This is a genomic window from Novosphingobium sp. PASSN1 (assembly GCF_002278815.1).
Genome location: NZ_NKIS01000006.1, coordinates 243,478 through 259,218, shown reverse-complemented (window position 1 = coordinate 259,218; position 15,741 = coordinate 243,478). Strand labels below are relative to the sequence as shown.

At 62.7% G+C, this 15,741-nt stretch carries 12 protein-coding genes, 2 tRNA genes and 1 pseudogene; 9 read left to right on the top strand and 6 right to left on the bottom strand.

The window, feature by feature from the left end:
- Window positions 1-398: 398 nt before the first annotated feature.
- Both CFE35_RS12335 and CFE35_RS12330 read right to left on the bottom strand, forming a co-directional pair.
- Window positions 399-623 carry a hypothetical protein gene (locus CFE35_RS12335; RefSeq protein WP_292930897.1) on the bottom strand — a complete coding sequence of 75 codons (225 nt, stop codon included), beginning with the start codon at window positions 621-623 and terminating at the stop codon, window positions 399-401.
- On the bottom strand, window positions 624-2,135 hold the full coding sequence (locus CFE35_RS12330; protein ID WP_292930896.1) for a DNA methyltransferase: 1,512 nt from the start codon (window positions 2,133-2,135) through the stop codon (window positions 624-626).
- Window positions 2,136-2,214: 79 nt separating this feature from the next.
- Here CFE35_RS12330 and CFE35_RS12325 point away from each other — a divergent pair, with 79 nt between their 5' ends.
- Entirely contained in the window at window positions 2,215-2,562 is a 348-nt protein-coding gene (locus CFE35_RS12325; protein WP_292930895.1) for a hypothetical protein, read from the top strand.
- 171 nt (window positions 2,563-2,733) lie between these two features.
- On the opposite strand, the pseudogene CFE35_RS12320 reads toward CFE35_RS12325, so the two are convergent.
- A pseudogene (locus CFE35_RS12320) lies at window positions 2,734-3,679 on the bottom strand (integrase arm-type DNA-binding domain-containing protein).
- Window positions 3,680-3,891: 212 nt separating this feature from the next.
- A tRNA-Gly gene (locus tag CFE35_RS12315) sits at window positions 3,892-3,965 on the bottom strand.
- Window positions 3,966-4,187: 222 nt separating this feature from the next.
- Here CFE35_RS12315 and CFE35_RS12310 point away from each other — a divergent pair.
- A tRNA-Thr gene (locus CFE35_RS12310) sits at window positions 4,188-4,263 on the top strand.
- 385 nt (window positions 4,264-4,648) lie between these two features.
- On the opposite strand, the gene CFE35_RS12305 is transcribed toward CFE35_RS12310, so the two are convergent.
- Window positions 4,649-6,673: a calcium-binding protein gene (locus CFE35_RS12305; protein WP_292930894.1), complete on the bottom strand. Its 2,025-nt coding sequence runs from the start codon at window positions 6,671-6,673 to the stop codon at window positions 4,649-4,651.
- 597 nt (window positions 6,674-7,270) lie between these two features.
- Here CFE35_RS12305 and CFE35_RS12300 point away from each other — a divergent pair.
- The 7 genes from CFE35_RS12300 to CFE35_RS12270 all read left to right on the top strand — a co-directional run bounded on the left by CFE35_RS12300 (window position 7,271) and on the right by CFE35_RS12270 (window position 14,483).
- Window positions 7,271-7,981, top strand: a complete 711-nt coding sequence (locus CFE35_RS12300) for a glutathione binding-like protein (RefSeq protein WP_292930893.1) — start codon at window positions 7,271-7,273, stop codon at window positions 7,979-7,981.
- Window positions 7,978-8,598, top strand: a complete 621-nt coding sequence (locus CFE35_RS12295) for a 2-hydroxychromene-2-carboxylate isomerase (RefSeq protein ID WP_292930892.1) — start codon at window positions 7,978-7,980, stop codon at window positions 8,596-8,598. Before CFE35_RS12300 ends, CFE35_RS12295 begins: the two co-directional genes overlap by 4 nt.
- 78 nt (window positions 8,599-8,676) lie before the next feature.
- The gene (bchE, locus tag CFE35_RS12290; protein ID WP_292930891.1) at window positions 8,677-10,374 is read left to right on the top strand and encodes a magnesium-protoporphyrin IX monomethyl ester anaerobic oxidative cyclase; all 1,698 of its coding nucleotides are present in this window, start codon (window positions 8,677-8,679) and stop codon (window positions 10,372-10,374) included.
- Window positions 10,371-10,955, top strand: coding sequence for a bacteriochlorophyll 4-vinyl reductase (gene bchJ, locus CFE35_RS12285; RefSeq protein ID WP_292930890.1), 585 nt, complete (start codon window positions 10,371-10,373; stop codon window positions 10,953-10,955). Before bchE ends, bchJ begins: the two co-directional genes overlap by 4 nt.
- A 69-nt stretch (window positions 10,956-11,024) precedes the next feature.
- Window positions 11,025-12,200: an iron-containing alcohol dehydrogenase gene (locus CFE35_RS12280; RefSeq protein ID WP_292930889.1), complete on the top strand. Its 1,176-nt coding sequence runs from the start codon at window positions 11,025-11,027 to the stop codon at window positions 12,198-12,200.
- The gene (locus tag CFE35_RS12275; protein ID WP_292930888.1) at window positions 12,200-12,874 is read left to right on the top strand and encodes a TetR/AcrR family transcriptional regulator; all 675 of its coding nucleotides are present in this window, start codon (window positions 12,200-12,202) and stop codon (window positions 12,872-12,874) included. The genes CFE35_RS12280 and CFE35_RS12275 overlap by 1 nt, the downstream gene beginning before the upstream one ends.
- The gene (locus tag CFE35_RS12270; protein ID WP_292930887.1) at window positions 12,867-14,483 is read left to right on the top strand and encodes an AMP-binding protein; all 1,617 of its coding nucleotides are present in this window, start codon (window positions 12,867-12,869) and stop codon (window positions 14,481-14,483) included. Before CFE35_RS12275 ends, CFE35_RS12270 begins: the two co-directional genes overlap by 8 nt.
- Here the strand turns inward: CFE35_RS12270 and CFE35_RS12265 are convergent, their stop codons facing one another.
- The gene (locus CFE35_RS12265; protein ID WP_292930886.1) at window positions 14,484-15,716 is read right to left on the bottom strand and encodes a cytochrome P450; all 1,233 of its coding nucleotides are present in this window, start codon (window positions 15,714-15,716) and stop codon (window positions 14,484-14,486) included.
- Window positions 15,717-15,741: the final 25 nt, after the last annotated feature.

Below are 15,741 nucleotides of genomic sequence, written 5' to 3'. Positions count from 1 at the left end.
GTCCAGCCCAAGTGCAAACTCACGGTCAATCGCGGATTGCTCCCTGTTCGATGCCTGCTGGTGGGGCGGCATTGCATCGATGAAATTTGTCCTGTCGAAGGCTGGGGCAAGGTGCGGGTCTCGCCCGGCCTCACAGCTGACTGCCGCGCACCGCTGGCCTGCTTCGCGGTGCCGAATGTCGTTAGAAGTCGCACGAAATGTTCGCGGCTCTATGCCGCTATGCGCTGGCCATACGGAGCCCAGCCGGACCACTAAGCGGTGAAGGGAACCGCGAAAAAGGCAAAAAAGCACGCTAATAAGCCATTATCTGACAAAGCAAATTCAAAGATACCCCCAATCATACCCCCAAATGCGCTGGCTAGGGGCGGATTGCGGCGTTCACTTCGAGGCAAACCAGCTCACCGTGATTGACCATAGGCCCGGCCACCCGGCACGCCCTTGTCCGCCGCCAGCCGTTCCCATGCCTTTGTCGGAAAGTCGGGCAGGTTGCCAACCGGACGGCCCCGGCTTTGCTGGAAGGCGATGTAGTCATCCACCTCCGCCCGCTCTTCAGCCAGTCGTTCCAGCCATGCCTCCAGCGCGGCCAGCGCCTTGGCCTGATAGGCGAGTTCGCGGAACGCCACTTATGCTGTCTCCAGTCGGTAGAGCGCGAAGGGCAGCGGGGCATAATCCACGTCCAGCCGTTCGCGGCCCAGCAATTCGCGGGATACGAATTTGGCGGGGGCGAACACCAGATGATTGCCGGGAGCGGTGGCGGCGATGGCGCGGGCCTTGGCCAGTGAGAGCGCGGCTTCCGCCGATTTCAGCCAGTCACGATCCGGCTTGTAGATCAGCCAGTATGTGCGCCCGGCGAAACTGCCCAGCGTCGCTAAGCCCTCGCCAGTTTCGGGGGAGGGCACCATGTCCGCTTCGACAAAGGGCGTGGCGGTGGCGGTGTGCCACAGCAGGCCCGCCATTGCCGCCACATCGGGCAAGCCTTCGCCAGACAGGATGGCATCCATTTCAATCGCCGCGCCCAGTTCGCAATAAGTGAATGCGCCGCCAAGCCCCGGCGTGGTTTCGGCCACGTCGCGTTCGCCCGTCACGATCAGCGCGCCGTCCCTCACCGTTTTAGCGATGCGGTCGAACTTAGGGCCGTCCAGCGTTTCGATGGCCTGCACCTTTTCCAGCAGGGTGTTGGCGTTACGGAGCTTGGAAAAGGTGATCGGTTCGCGCAGCAGTTCTTCACGGCTAGTGCCGGTGAAGGCATAGCCATTGATAACCCGGCGCACCCGCTCCGCTGTCAAGCGGTCGGCATAATCCTCCCCCTCCACAAGGATGAAGCGGCGATTGCCGCCGTCGCGGGCATTGGCGGCCAGCACGGCATGGGCCGTGGTGCCGGACCCGGCGAAGGAGTCGAGGACGAGCGCATCCTGATCGGTTGCAACCTGTATAACCCGCTCAATCAGCGTCAATGGCTTTGGCGTTATGGTGGCATCTTGCGGCAAGATATCGGACAGGATCGAGCGCAGTTCTTTCTTTGCTGCGTCCGTATGACTGGCAAATTCCCAATCCCACCATGTGCCGGGAACAACGCCGCCGCCGCCCTTCAACTTGTGGCGATACCGCTTGAAGTTGGGCGTGGTGGCCAAGCCATCCTTGCCCCACCAAACGAGATTCTCTTCCTCGTTCTTTGCGTGCTGCTCCGGCCCATAGCCTTGCCTTTTGAAGTCACAATTCAGGGAGGGGGCGGTCTGCCCACTTAGGCGTGGCTGGCCTTGCGCAAATTGGACGGTGCATCCGGGCATAATTGCAGCGATATCGGCTTCGCGTACCCGGCGGTGCATGATGGTTTCGCAGCGTTCGCAAAGCGCGCGCAGGTTGCCGCTGCCGGGGCGCATGGGTACGAAATCGACCATGCCAAGCGCAGGGGCGCGCGGGGAACAACAGCGGAAGCAATAGAGCGTTCCGGGAGTGCAGGGCTGCTTGCGGCTGGAATTGCGGGCGGCAAGGAAGCTGCGCACCGATGCTCCTTGGAACAGGACAGGGCGGCCCCTGTCGATAGGTTCCAGCCCCTTGGCCTGCCAGTGCCGCACAGTGTTCTTGTGCACGTCGAGACAGCGCGCCAGTTCTTCCACGCTGTAGCTGCGGTGCATCTTCAGCCTTCGAGGCAGGTTTGGGCGTTAACCGGTCAAGCGCTGGCAGATTGGCCAGATCAAACTTGACGCCGGTCGCGTGGCCCTTCGCGTAAATGCCCGCATCGCTGTCGTCGAAAATGAAATCACCCGCGATCCAGTCAATGGTCGCAACGGGCTGCAAGCGCCGCAGGGTCCGCCAGAAATTGGGATCGATGGTGCGATCCTGTTCGCGCAAATGGAAAGCATGTTCCGCTGCGCCTTCGCTGCTACCTTGGACAAAGCGAAACCAGATCGGCTTTGCCAGCAAAGCGCCTTCCGCCAAACGACGCAGGATTGCATCGGCTGCCAAAGCCATCGCGGCACGTTGCTGTCGTTCCTTGGATTCGTATTCGACAATATCGTGGAGCGCGTAAGCTTCGGTGACGAGCCGAAGTGCTTCGCGTGAAGCAATCCACTCGCGATACCCGGCCAGCGCCTTCGAATCTTTCAGCGCACGGCTGGTTGACTGCATCTACTAAAAATGGAGCACGGAACGAGAACGCACAAGGCTGGACGACGCCGTATCCACATGTTCAGCGTCAATAAAGCGACTACCAAGTTTCAACCAAGGTATTGCCTACCTTGCTTCGCGTTCGGGGAAGGCCACAATATCAGCCCCTTTTCGCAACTGGTCGAGATGATCCGACCACCATTGCGCCATTTCCACCCGCTCATTCCAATGCGCTCCCCGGTGATAGGCCGCGCGCACCTTGTCGGTATCGCCATGGGCAAGGGCGCGCTCGATTGCGTCCGGGTTCCACTTGCCGCTTTCGTTCAGCAGGGTGGAAGCCATCGCGCGAAAGCCGTGTGCTGTCATTTCATCGGTGGAGTATGCCGCTGCCTTCATAGTCATCGATGGCGCGAAGCAGCTGGCCCACTTTGTTTGCTTCGGTGATCGCGCCGTAGTGGGTGACAGTTGGCGCTGTCAGTGCGCCGCGCAGATCGCGGGTCGGGTCCGATGCCAGCCGCGCCGTTGCCACGGCATAGCGGAATACCGCGCCCGCCAGTTGCAGACTGCGCCGGGCGCTTTCCAGCTTGCCCTTGCCTTCGATCCGGCGAATCGCTGTCAGCACGTCCGCCGGTTCAATCTCGCCGATGGGCAACTTGCCGATTGAGCCGCAAACCAGCGAAAGCAGATATTCGCTGCGGATGGCGGTGGCAGGTGCCCAGCCTTTTGCACCGTCGCGCCGCCGCTTCTCGCAATACTCGTCGCAGATCGCTTTGAACGTGTCCGCCGCCAGAACGCGCGCGCGCACCTTCTCGCGCTGCTTTTCGCGCGAAGGGTCTTTGCCAAGCGCGATCAGTTCCCGCGCTTCCTCTCGACGCCTACGGGCCTCTCCCAAGCCAATTTCCGGATAGGCCCCGATGGCCAGCAGCTTCTCGCGCCCATCGATCCGAAACTTGAGCCTCCAGAGTTTGCCGCCAGCCGGGGTGACAAGCAGGAACAGGCCGTTCCCGTCCGCCAGCTTGCTTGCTTTCGCGCCGGGTTTGGCATTGCGGATGGCCACATCGGTCAAAGCCATGGATTTCCTAGCCTCTCCGGGGTCTGTACCCCCAATATACCCCCAAGCTTGGGGGTATCGAGTTGGCCGTTTTGCATATACCCCCCCAATCGTACCCCCAGATACTGGCGGCTGGACGCGGACATGAAGGGACGCTTGCGGCCTGATAGGCGTTAAATGCCTTGGATTTTGGGGGTTTTCCAGACGTTGGGGGATATCGGCGGACTGGAAAATGGAGCGGGTGAAGGGAATCGAACCCTCGTATTCAGCTTGGGAAGCTGCTGCTCTACCATTGAGCTACACCCGCGCAGTTCTGACCAAGGACCAGAACTTGCGGCGAACGCCGGGGCTGCCGTATGGCGGGATCGCTGGCCTCCATCAAGCCCCTTTCGCACCTCTTTCGTGCCTGCACCGCCCGCAGGCGCAGCAAGCCCACGCAATCGCCGTCGGCCGACCGATAAATCGCCCGATAAATCCCATTGCCTAGCGCCCGCCATATGGCTAAAGCGCGCGCCTGCCCACAAGGCACGCCGCTTTAGCTCAGTCGGTAGAGCACATCATTCGTAATGATGGGGTCAGGTGTTCGAATCACCTAAGCGGCACCACTTTCTTCAAGGTGCTTTCCCTACAAAAATCATCGGCGTTCCTGCCAAAGGCTCGTCGCCTTGGCGGTTTCATGTCGCCAGCTGAAAGGCGCAAATCTAGTCCAGATCCGGTAAATAGGCCAAAGAGCGCTCAGCTTGCGCTTGCGAATCATGCCGTTGAAACTGTTCCGGTTCGGTTGCCCATCGAGCATACGGCCAGAGCGGCTTTCGGCTTTGCCTACCGCCCGAATGGGGCGCATCTGAGTCAGGCTTGGCTGATTTCAGGGTGTCATAGCGGCACAGCAAAATTGCGCTCGCTGGACGAGACCTTGGTGATGGGCGCGGCTGGACCGCAATTTACAAACACGGCCTGCGCGCGCCGACGGTGGCCGGCGCGCGCCGCGGATTACACGATGACGAAGTCCGACAGTGCCAGCGTTGTCACGCCTTGCAGGGTGGCAACCAGCATCGGCTCTTCGACGATGCCCGATCCGTCCTTGTCCAGCCACAGCCGCGACGTGCTGGTGTCGAAGTGCAGGTTCGGTGCCGTCCCACCCGAAGAAATGCCCGCGCCGCTGCTGAACGTCATGTTGTAGCCGAACGCGTACTGGCTGATTTCCAGCTTGTCGGTACCACGCTTGAAATCGGTGATTTCATCGGCTTGCCATGCCGACGCAGAATAGTTGTAATCGGCCCGCAAAACGAATGTATCGGCACCGTCACTACCGGTCATGATGTCGGAGCCAGCTCCGCCGTCAATGCGGTCGTTCCCGGCGCGCCCATTGATGGTATCGTCGCCATAGTTGCCTTCAAGGACGTTGTCCTTGGCATCGGCCAGGATCAGGTCGTCCGAGTAGGAACCCTCAAGGTTCTCGATGCCGGTGAAACGGTCACCCAAGGCCCCGCCGTCGTTCTTCGACTGGGTGACCAGATCGATCACCACCGAGTTGTAGGTGTTGGCATAGCTGGCCTTGTCAATGCCATCACCGCCGCTCACCGTGTCGGCGCCGAAATCGGTATCGCCGACGTAGAAGTAGTCGTTGCCGGCATCGCCCGAAAGCTTGTCCGCTCCGGTACTGTTGTACAGATAGTCATCACCTGCACCGCCTGAAAGCGTGTCATCGCCGGTGCCGCTGTCGCTGATGACGTCGTTGCCCGCACCACCCGAAAGCGTGTCGTTGCCATCCTGGCCATCGATCGAATCTGTACCACCACCGCCGCTCAGCTTATCATTCCCGGCCCCGCCGAACAGGACGTCATAATTGGCCCCTCCTGTAATGGTGTCCACGCCGCTACCGCCAGCAAACTGGAGCACTTCGAAGCCGGCGATCGTCGTGCCGTTGGCCAACCGGGTGGACGTCGTGGTCAGCGTATAGGTGATCCCCACCGTGTCATTGTTGAAACTGAGGCCGATGGTGTCTGTGCCTGTACCGCCCAGAGCCGTGTCGCCCTTGCCGATCACGAGCGTGTCGTTGCCGGCACCGCCATCAAGCTTGTCGACTTCGGTCGTGCTGTCACCGCCAAAGAAATATGGATAGGTCGACGAGGAGAGCCGGTCATCGCCAGCACCGCCGGTGATCGTGTCCTTGCCGAGGCCCCCGCTAATGGTATCGTTGCCATCTTCGCCGGACAACTGGTCGTCGCCGTCGGAGCCGCTCAGCGTGTCATTGCCAAAGCCGCCAAACAGCTTGTCGTTGCCGCCGTACCCTTCAAGAGAGTCATCGCCGTTGCCGCCATACAGGGTGTCGGCAAAGCTCTGGCCAAAGTCGTCTCCGTACAGGAGGTCGCGGCCATCTCCGCCATTGAGGATGTCTGCCCCGGCCCCGCCGTACAGTGTATCCTGGCCGCCCATTCCCTTGAGGGTATCGGCACCGTCGCCCCCGATGAATGTATCGTCATGGCGCCAGCCGGTCATGGTATCGGCATTGACCGTGCCGGTGACATTGTACCGTTCGACACCCTTGATGCTGAACCCGCCGATTGCGTAAGTCTGGCGCGGATCGAGCGCCGCAAACGTCAGCGCGGTGCTCCGGGCGGAAAAGTCGACGAACAACCGGTCGATGCCATAGCCGCCGTCGATCACATCGCCGGTCATTTCGGCTAAGGTACCGACATAAAACGAGTCGTTGCCCGAACCGCCGTTCAGTTCATCGCGACCGGCGCCGCCGTAAAGCGCGTCATCACCGGAATCGCCGAACAGCTTGTCGTCGCCCGCCTCGCCATAAATGGTGTCGTTGTTGTAACCGCCATGGATGATATCCGCTCCCCCGGTTTCGGGGGTGACGTATTCGCTGGCAAGCCTGTCGCCGTAGATCCAGTCGGCGCCAAAGCCACCGTTGATCTTGTCCGCAGCAAGACCGCCATAGATGTAGTCGGCCAGACTTGTCCCGTTCAGGGTGTCAATGTCTACGGTTCCATTGATCGTTGCCATAATATTCTATCCCCCGCCTACTTGATACGAAACATCCGATTCGGTGAAAAGATAGCGCGACTGGATGAGCACTACCATCCCTGAATCTCTGCCCATGAAAGAAGTGACGCGCAAATAGCCGTCTTGATCAACCTCACGGTGCGGCGCGAGACAACCGGATCCAGTTCATATAGGTCCGGATCGGATATTCCATTTCTGTTTCACGACGAGCGTGGTGGGAGAAATTTGCAACGCGCCTGACGTTGCGCGGTTGCGTGCGCTCGCACAGGTGGTTCGCTTTCCTTTGGCCAATCCGAAATCACTTTCGCGACTTCCATTGAACCACGAACCCCCAACTTCAATTCCGCGCCAAGGTTGGACATCCGGCAGCTTGAGGTTGGCCGGGGCGTCTGAAAGCCGGGGGGGGCGTTCTGTAGGAAATCCTCGGAAGCTTCCCGCCTTTGTTGCTGCGGATCATCTCGTTTCCGCTGGTGCAGGGGCCCGGATTGTCGAAGCTTCACCACTGCTTGCAGGCTGTCAGCCCGTTGCATCGCTGCGGGTCTCGTGGGATGCCGTGTCGCAGGTTACGCAAGGCGTAAAGGCCGGGGAAATTTGCCGATGATCGAACTGCTGAGTGCGCCCACGCCGAACGGGTGGAAGATTTCCATCATGCTGGAGGAATGCGGGCTTCCTTATGCGGTGAAGTGGATCAACCTCGGCAAGGGCGAGCAGTTCGCGCCGGACTTTCTGGCGGTAAGCCCGAACAACCGGATTCCGGCGATCATCGATCATGCGCCGGCTGATGGCGGCGATCCGGTGCCGGTGTTCGAGACGGGGGCAATCCTCGTCTATCTGGCGGAGAAGACCGGACAGTTCCTCCCTGCCGATCTGCGCGGGCGCAAGGCGGTGCTGGAGTGGCTGTTCTGGCAGGTCGGCGGGCTGGGGCCGATGCTGGGCCAGCACGGGCATTTCCGGCTCTATGCGCCCGAGCGGATTGCCTACGCTACCGAGCGGTATCGCGCCGAGGCGCTGCGGCTTTACGGGGTGCTGGACCGGCAGCTGGCGCGCCATGAACACGTGGCGGGGGCGGACTATTCGATTGCCGACATGGCCTGTTTTCCGTGGATCCAGACGTGGAAGGCGCAAGGCATTCCGCTGGAGGAATTCGCGGCGCTGAAGGCATGGTATGACCGGCTGAAAGAGCGGCCGGGCCTCAGGCGCGGGATGGCCGTGGGGCGGGATCGGATCAACCGGCGGCCGCAGGACGATGCCGAGACGCGGCGCGTGCTGTTCGGGATCAAGGATGGTGATGGGGAGCAGGGCGAATGAGCGTGCGGGTGGAGTTTTTCTACGATCTGTCCTCGCCGTGGACGCGGCTGGCGTTTCACAACTTTCGCGAAGGCATCAAGGGCCGGGATGTGGAGGTCAGCTGGCGGCCGTTTCTCGTCGGCGGGGTGTTCAACGCGGTGAACCAGAGCGTCTATGAAAGCCGCGCAAACCCGGACAATCCCAAGTTTCGCCTGAGCTTCGTGTGGCTCAAGGAATGGGCGCGGCTGGCGGGGCTCAGGATGAATTTCCCCTCGGAGTTCCACCCGGTGAAGTCGGTCCACGCGATGCGGATTTGCTGCGCGCTGGAGGATCGTCCGGAGGATTTGCTGCGCTTCAGCGAGGCGGCGTTCGAGGCCTATTTCGGCGGCGCGCGCAATATAGATGATCCCGCAGTGCTGGAGGATATTGCCAACGTCTGCGGGCTTGATGGCGCAGGCTTGCGGGCGGCTGCGGGGAGCGATGCGGTGAAGGCGCGGCTGCGCGCGAACACCGGCGAAGCGATTGCGCGCGGTGCCTATGGTTCGCCGACGATCTTTGTCGATGGCGCTTTCATGTACTTCGGCAACGACCAGCTGCCGCTCGTCATGCAGCGCATCGACATGGCGGCAGCCGGCTGAACGCCTCAGTTGCGCTGGATCAATGACCCAGTGTCCAAAACCATGGAGCCTTGATCTGTCCAGCGGGGGTGACAGATCATGCGCATTCTTCTCGTTCATCCGAATTACCATTCCGGCGGCGCGGAGATTGCGGGGAACTGGCCACCTGCGTGGGCGGCCTATCTGGCGGGCGCGCTGCGCGGGGCGGGCTATGACGACGTCCACTTCATCGATGCGATGACGGACCATGTCACGGACGCCGATCTTGAGGCGCGCATCCGCGAACTGAAGCCTGATATCGTCGGCACCACCGCGATCACGCCCTCGATCTACAAGGCCGAGGAGGTGCTGAAGCTCGCCAAGCAGGTCTCGCCCGCGATCATCACGATGCTGGGCGGGGTACATGCGACCTTCATGTTCAAGCAAGTGCTCACCGAAGCACCGTGGATCGACGTTATCGTGCGCGGGGAGGGGGAGGAAATCCTGCTCGAACTGGTGCGCTCCATCGACGATGGCCGCTGGCCGCTGGCGCGCCATGAAATCGAAGGGCTGGCCTTCCTCGACGGGCAGGACATCATCGCGACCAAGGCCGCGCCGACGGTGAAGGATCTGGAGAAGATCAAGCCCGACTGGGGCATTCTGGAGTGGGGCAAGTACATCTATATCCCGCTCGGCAAGCGGGTCGCCATTCCCAACATGGCGCGCGGGTGCCCGTTCACCTGCTCGTTCTGCTCGCAGTGGAAGTTCTGGCGCGACTATCGCATCCGCGATCCCAAGGCGGTGGTGGACGAGATCGAGACGCTGGTGAACGACCACGACGTCGGCTTCTTCATCCTTGCCGACGAGGAACCCACCATCAACCGCAAGAAGTTCATCGCCTTCTGCGAGGAACTGATCGCGCGCGGCCTGCCGGACAAGATCCAGTGGGGCATCAACACCCGCGTCACCGATATCCTGCGCGATGAGGAATACCTCGCGCTCTATCGGCGCGCGGGGCTGGTCCACGTCTCGCTCGGCACCGAGGCAGCGGCGCAGCTGAAGCTCGATCTGTTCAACAAGGAAACCACCGTCGAGCAGAACAAGAAGGCGATCCGCCTGCTGCGCGAGGCGGACATTCTCGTCGAGGCGCAGTTCATCGTGGGCCTCGAGAACGAGACGGCGGAGACGCTGGAAGAGACCTACCGCATGGCGATGGACTGGAAGCCGGACCTCGCCAACTGGTCGATGTACACGCCCTGGCCGTTCTCCAACCTGTTCGAGGAACTGGGCGACAAGGTGGAGATCCACGATTTCGACAAGTACAACTTCGTGACCCCGATCATCAAGCCAGCGGCGATGGACCGGGCAGAACTGCTCGACCGGGTGATGAACAACTACCGCCGGTTCTACATGAGGAAGGCGCTGTTCTCCTATCCGTGGCAGGGGACGGGGTACCGGAGAAAGTACCTTCTCGGGTGCCTCAAGGCGTTCCTCAAGGCCGGGTTCCAGCGCACGTTCTATGATCTTGGCCGGGTGAACTACTGGGGGCCGCAATCGAAGAAGGGTGTCGATTTCAAGTTCGACCGGACCCGCACCAACCACCGCGCCGAGACGGGCGACTGGCAGGCGGTGGCTGAGACCAGCCGCAAGGCGGCCAAGCGCGAAGCCGTGGTTCACGAGGCAGCCAATGAGGTCAAAGGGGGCGTGACCAAGGCTTGCGGCGGCGGGACGGAGCAACTGACGGACGCGGAGGCCGACGAATTCAATGGCCCGCCCACGCGCGGGAATGCGCCGGGGCGGAGCGGGGCGCACATATGAGCGCGGCGGGGCTCGGCGCGGGAACAGTCGGCCCCAACGCGATCATCCAGCTGGCCGATGTGCTGGCGGACCGGGTGGGGCTGGAAGAGCGCGCGGCGGCGCTTAGGGCGGCGGGCCTTGCGCGGTATCTCGCCGCCGATCCCGAGCGGATGACCGATGAGCGCGAGGCGGCGGCGCTGCACCGCGTGGTGCAGGCGCGCCAGCCTCGCGATTGGGACGAGCTTTCGTGGGAGGCGGGCGAACGGACCGCCGAATACCTGCTCGCAAACCGCATTCCCAAGGGTGCCCAGTGGCTCTTGCGGCGGATGCCTGCGGCGTGGTCGGCGCGGATGCTGCTGCGCGCGATCAGGGACCATGCCTGGACTTTTGCCGGATCGGGCGACTTTTCGGCGCGGATGGAGCGCGGCGCGGTGGTGATTGCCATTGCGGCCAATCCCATCGCCATGCCGGGCTGTCCGTGGCATCGGGGGGTGTTCACACGGTTGTTCCGGGAATTGGTGAGCCCGCGCGTGCTGGTACGGCATGAAGCCTGCTGCGCGCATGGGGCGCGGGACTGCACTTTCGTGATCGGCTGGACCTGATCGCCAGTTGACCCGTGTTCCATAATTGCTACCAAGCAGTATAAACATAGCAATTATGGGAGAACGGCAGTGGTCACAGCCTCACAGGTCATGCTCACGGCAACCGAGCGCGTTACGCTGGGCGTGCCGGCAGCCGAAGCAGTTGCGCAGGAAGCCGCGGCGCGCGGCGCCAGCCGTGTGTTCATCCTCGCCAGCAGCTACCTCAACCGCCAGACCGACGAGATCCGCCGCATCGAGGCCGCGCTCGGTGCGCGCCATGCCGCCACGCACGATGGCATCCAGCCCCATGCTCCGCGCAGCGATGTGCTGGCAGCGGCCAATGCCGCGCGCGCGGCTGGCGCCGATCTCGTCGTCACTGTCGGCGGCGGTTCGGTGACGGATGCGGGCAAGATCCTGCTCGTCTGCCTCAAGCACAATATCACCACCATCGAAGGCTTCGACGACTACCGCGTGCGGGTGGACGATACCGGCGCGATGGTGATCCCCGAGTTCGCCGGGCCGGACGTGCGCGCGATCTGCGTGCCGACCACGCTTTCGGGCGGCGAATTCAACCCGCTTTCGGGCGCGACGGACGAGGCGATCAAGCTCAAGCAGGCCTATACCCAGCGCGAGATGGTGCCGGTCTGCGTCGTGCTCGATCCTGCGATCACGGTGCACACGCCCGAATGGCTGTGGCTCTCGACCGGCGTGCGTTCGGTCGATCACGCGACCGAGACGCTGGCCTCGTTCCTCTCCAACGATTTCTGCGACGGCATCGCCGATAGCGCGCTGCGCCTGCTCGCCGAAGGTCTGCCCGCCGTGAAGGCGAACCCGAACGATCTCGATGCGCGGCTGAAGTGCCAGATCGGCGCGTGGCAATCGATGATCCCGATCATCGGCGGCGTGCCGATGGGCGCAAGCCATGCCATCGGCCACGTGCTCGGCGGCACGTGCGATGTGCCGCACGGCCACACCAGTTGCGTGATGTCGCCCTATGTTCAGGCGTTCAACGCACCCGTGAACGGCGAGCGACAGAAGCGCATCAGCGCGTGCCTCGGCGATGCCAGCCGCCCGGCCTCCGAACTGCTCGACAAGCTGATCCGTGGGCTCGGGATGCCGCGCTCCTTGAAGGAAGTCGGCGTGCGCGAGGACCAGCTTCAGCTGATCTCCGAATATACGCTCGAAGACATCTGGGGCCGCACCAATCCGCGCACGATCACCACGGCCGCTGACGTGATGGAAATCTTGCGGACCGCGATGGGCTGATGCACAAAATTGCCGACAGCATTGACCCGGCGGACATCATGGACAAGTCGAAAAAGAAGCGCGCTGCGGCTCAGCTCAAGGATGAAATCACCGCCTACAAGCGGCGGCGGATCCTTGAGGAGGCGAGCCACTTCTTCTTCGCGAATGGCTATGAGGCTACGACGCTGGATTCGGTGGCCGAGCAGCTCAATGTGACGAAGCCCTTCATCTACTCGTACTACAAGAACAAGGGCGAGCTGCTCTACGAGATCTGCCAAACGGGTATCCAGCTTTCGCTTACCGCGCTGGAAGAGGCGCTCTCCGTCGAAGGCACGGCGAGCGAGCAATTGAAGATCGTGGTCGAGCGCGTGGCGCGGATCATCATCGAGAACCAGCGCTATGTGACCGTGTACCTGCGGGAAGAAAAGAGCCTGCTGCCCGAAGACGCGCGGCGCATCCGCGAACTGCGCCATGCCTTCGATACCAAGCTGGCGGCGCTGCTGGAGCGGGGCAAGCGCAGCGGCGAGTTCGATGTGGCGCACCCCTCGCGCACCGCGATCTGGGTTTCGGGTCTCCTGAGCTGGATTGCCCTGTGGTATCACGAAGGCGGGCGCTGGTCCGCCACGGAAGTGGTGATGGACGCGATCACGATGGTGCAGAAGATGGTGCAGCCTGCAGGTGGCGCGCATGTCTGAAGCAAAGGGCCACAGCGATCCGCGCGTGCTGGATCGGCGGCGCTGCGTGCTGCGCTATCTGATCGACGATCATGCGGCGGCGCAGCCGGATGCGGTCTATGCCGTGTTCGAGGATGGCGGGCAGTGGACCTATGCGCAGCTGCGCGATCTGGTCGTGCGCAAGGCGGCGGGGCTGGCCGAGCTCGGCGTGAAGCGCGGCGATCACGTTGCCGTGTGGCTGCCCAATGGGCGCGAGGCGCTGATCGTGTTTTATGCGATCAACTACCTTGGCGGCGTGTTCGTGCCGTTCAACACGGCTTATCGCGGCTCGATTCTCGAACATGTGCTGGCCAATTCCGATGCCACGGTGCTGGTGGCCCACGGCGGGCTGCTGGACCGGCTGGAGGGGATCGATACGGCGGCGGTTTCGACCATCGTCCAGCTGGGCGATGGCACCGCGCCCGCGCGCTTTGCCGTCCATGCCTTCGATGCGGTGAGCGGTGAGGAAGCGGAGCTTGTGCCGCTCGCCAGTCCGATCGAGCCGTGGGATACGCAATCGATCATCTACACGTCGGGCACAACCGGCCCCTCGAAGGGCGTGCTGTCGTCCTACCTCCACCTCTACACCAACGCCGGGCCGGAAAGCTGGCACTTCGTCAGTGGCAAGGACCGCTTCCTCGTCAATATGCCGGTGTTCCATATCGGCGGGCTGGGCATTCCCTTCGTGATGCTGGCGCGCGGCGGCTCGATCGCGCTGATGGAGAACTTCTCGACCGACACGTTCTGGGACTTCGTGAAGCGCACGCAGTGCACCACGATCTTCCTGCTGGGCGTAATGGCCACCTTCCTCATCAAGCGTCCGCCGGGGCCGGAGGACAGGGATCACGGCGTGACCAAGGCCTTCATGGTGCCGCTGACCGAGGCGGCGGGGCCGTTCCACGAGCGCTTCGGGATCGACGTCTACACGATCTTCAACATGACCGAGATTTCCTCCCCCATCGTCTCGGAGCCCAATCCGGTGAAGCTGGGCACCTGCGGCAAGGTGCGTCCCGGCGTCGATGTGCGGCTGGTGGACGCGAACGACTGCGAAGTGCCCATCGGCACGGTGGGCGAAATGATCGTGCGCACCGACCGCCCCTGGGCGATGAACCACGGCTATCACAAGAACCCCGAAGCCACCGCGAAGGCCTGGCGCAATGGCTGGTTCCACACCGGCGACGCCTTCCGCTGCGATGCGGAAGGGTATTTCTACTTCGTCGACCGGGTGAAGGACGCGATCCGCCGGCGGGGCGAGAACATCTCCTCGTTCGAAGTGGAAAGCGACGTCACTGCGCACCCCGATGTGCGCGAGGCGGCGGTGATCGGCGTACCGAGCGAGTATTCGGAAGACGAGGTCATGGCCGTGATCGCCCCGGTGCCGGGCGCAAGCATCGATCCCGTGGCGCTTTCGGAGTTCCTCGCGGCGCGGATGCCCTACTTCATGGTGCCGCGCTATATCCGCGTTCTGCCCGAACTGCCCAAGACACCGACGGCGAAGGTGATGAAGGCCGAACTGCGCGCCGAAGGGATCACGCCCGATACGTGGGACCGCGAGAAGGCAGGGATGCGGCTGAAGAAGGAAAAGCTCTGATTACCAACTCACGTTGAGCTGGGTCAGCCCGCGGAACATGAAGCCTTCCTGCCGCCACGCGGCGCTGGCGGCATCGATCTGCAGGTTCGGGAAGCGCGTGACGAGCGACTTGAGCGCGATTTCGCCTTCCAGCCGCGCCAGTTCCGCGCCCACGCAGAAGTGAATGCCGCCCCCGAACGAGAGATGCTTCGGCCCCTTGCGCGTGATGTCGAACCGATCAGGCTCGTCGAACACGGCAGGGTCGCGGTTGCCCGCAGCCACCAGCGTCAGCACGCGCTCGCCCGCGCGGATCGTCTGGCCGCCCACTTCGGTATCGGTGAAGGCCGTGCGGTTGGTGCCGACCAGCGAGCTTTCATAGCGCAGGATCTCTTCGGTCGCGGATTCGGCGAGTGACGGATCGGCCACCAGCTTCGCCCACTGGTCGGGAAACTTCGCGAGGCTTAGCAGGCCATTGCCGATCATGTGCGCGGTGGTTTCAAAGCCAGCGCCGAACAAGCCGATGGCAACCGTCGCGATCTCGTGGTCGCTGAGCGGCCCGTTCTCGTCGCGCGCGTTGCACAGCGCGGTGGCGAGATCGTCGCGCGGCGCACGGCGGCGGTCTGCGATCACCGAGCCGAAGAAATCCAGCAGGAAATCCATCTGCCGGTTGGCAAGGCCGAGTTCGGCGTCCGAAAACGCGCGCATCTCGAACACCACGAAGCTGTCGGCGATGGCCTGATTGAGCGCGGCAAGCACTTCGTCCGAGGCTTCCTCTGCCGAGAGGCCGAGCATGTCGCACATCACGAGGGTGGGGAAGCGGTAGGCGAACTGGTGGATCACTTCCATCCGGCCATCGCCCGCCACGGCATCGAGCAGCCGGTCTGCCACGGCCTGCACGCGCGGACGCATTTCGATCACGCGCCGCGCGGTGAGCGCCTGCGTGACGAGGCCCCGCACGCGCGTGTGGCGCGGCGGGTCCTGATAGAGAAAGATTTCCGAAAGCCAACGATAGGCCGAATGCGAGAGGACGTCGAAGTCCGGCCCATAAAACAGCCGGATGTTCGAGAGGAAATCGCCCTGCCCGAAGTTCGTGCGGTCCATCAGGATCTGGCGCACATCGTCATAGCGCGTCGCGATCCAGAACCCCATCGGGGAGAAATGCATCGGCTCTGCATCGCGCAGGGCCTTGAACACGGGATAGGGATCGCGCTTGAGCTGCGGATCGGTCAGGTCGAACCGCAGCGCATCGCTCATCCCTTTATCCTCCCGTCCGCCTGTG

Excerpts from the sequence above, each read along its gene's own strand:
- CFE35_RS12330 (WP_292930896.1), bottom strand. The coding sequence starts at position 2,135 with ATGCACCGCAGCTACAGCGTGGAAGAACTGGCGCGCTGTCTCGACGTG.
- CFE35_RS12305 (WP_292930894.1), bottom strand. The coding sequence starts at position 6,673 with ATGGCAACGATCAATGGAACCGTAGACATTGACACCCTGAACGGGACA.
- CFE35_RS12300 (WP_292930893.1), top strand. The coding sequence starts at position 7,271 with ATGATCGAACTGCTGAGTGCGCCCACGCCGAACGGGTGGAAGATTTCC.
- CFE35_RS12295 (WP_292930892.1), top strand. The coding sequence starts at position 7,978 with ATGAGCGTGCGGGTGGAGTTTTTCTACGATCTGTCCTCGCCGTGGACG.
- bchE (WP_292930891.1), top strand. The coding sequence starts at position 8,677 with ATGCGCATTCTTCTCGTTCATCCGAATTACCATTCCGGCGGCGCGGAG.
- bchJ (WP_292930890.1), top strand. The coding sequence starts at position 10,371 with ATGAGCGCGGCGGGGCTCGGCGCGGGAACAGTCGGCCCCAACGCGATC.
- CFE35_RS12275 (WP_292930888.1), top strand. The coding sequence starts at position 12,200 with ATGCACAAAATTGCCGACAGCATTGACCCGGCGGACATCATGGACAAG.
- CFE35_RS12270 (WP_292930887.1), top strand. The coding sequence starts at position 12,867 with ATGTCTGAAGCAAAGGGCCACAGCGATCCGCGCGTGCTGGATCGGCGG.
- CFE35_RS12265 (WP_292930886.1), bottom strand. The coding sequence starts at position 15,716 with ATGAGCGATGCGCTGCGGTTCGACCTGACCGATCCGCAGCTCAAGCGC.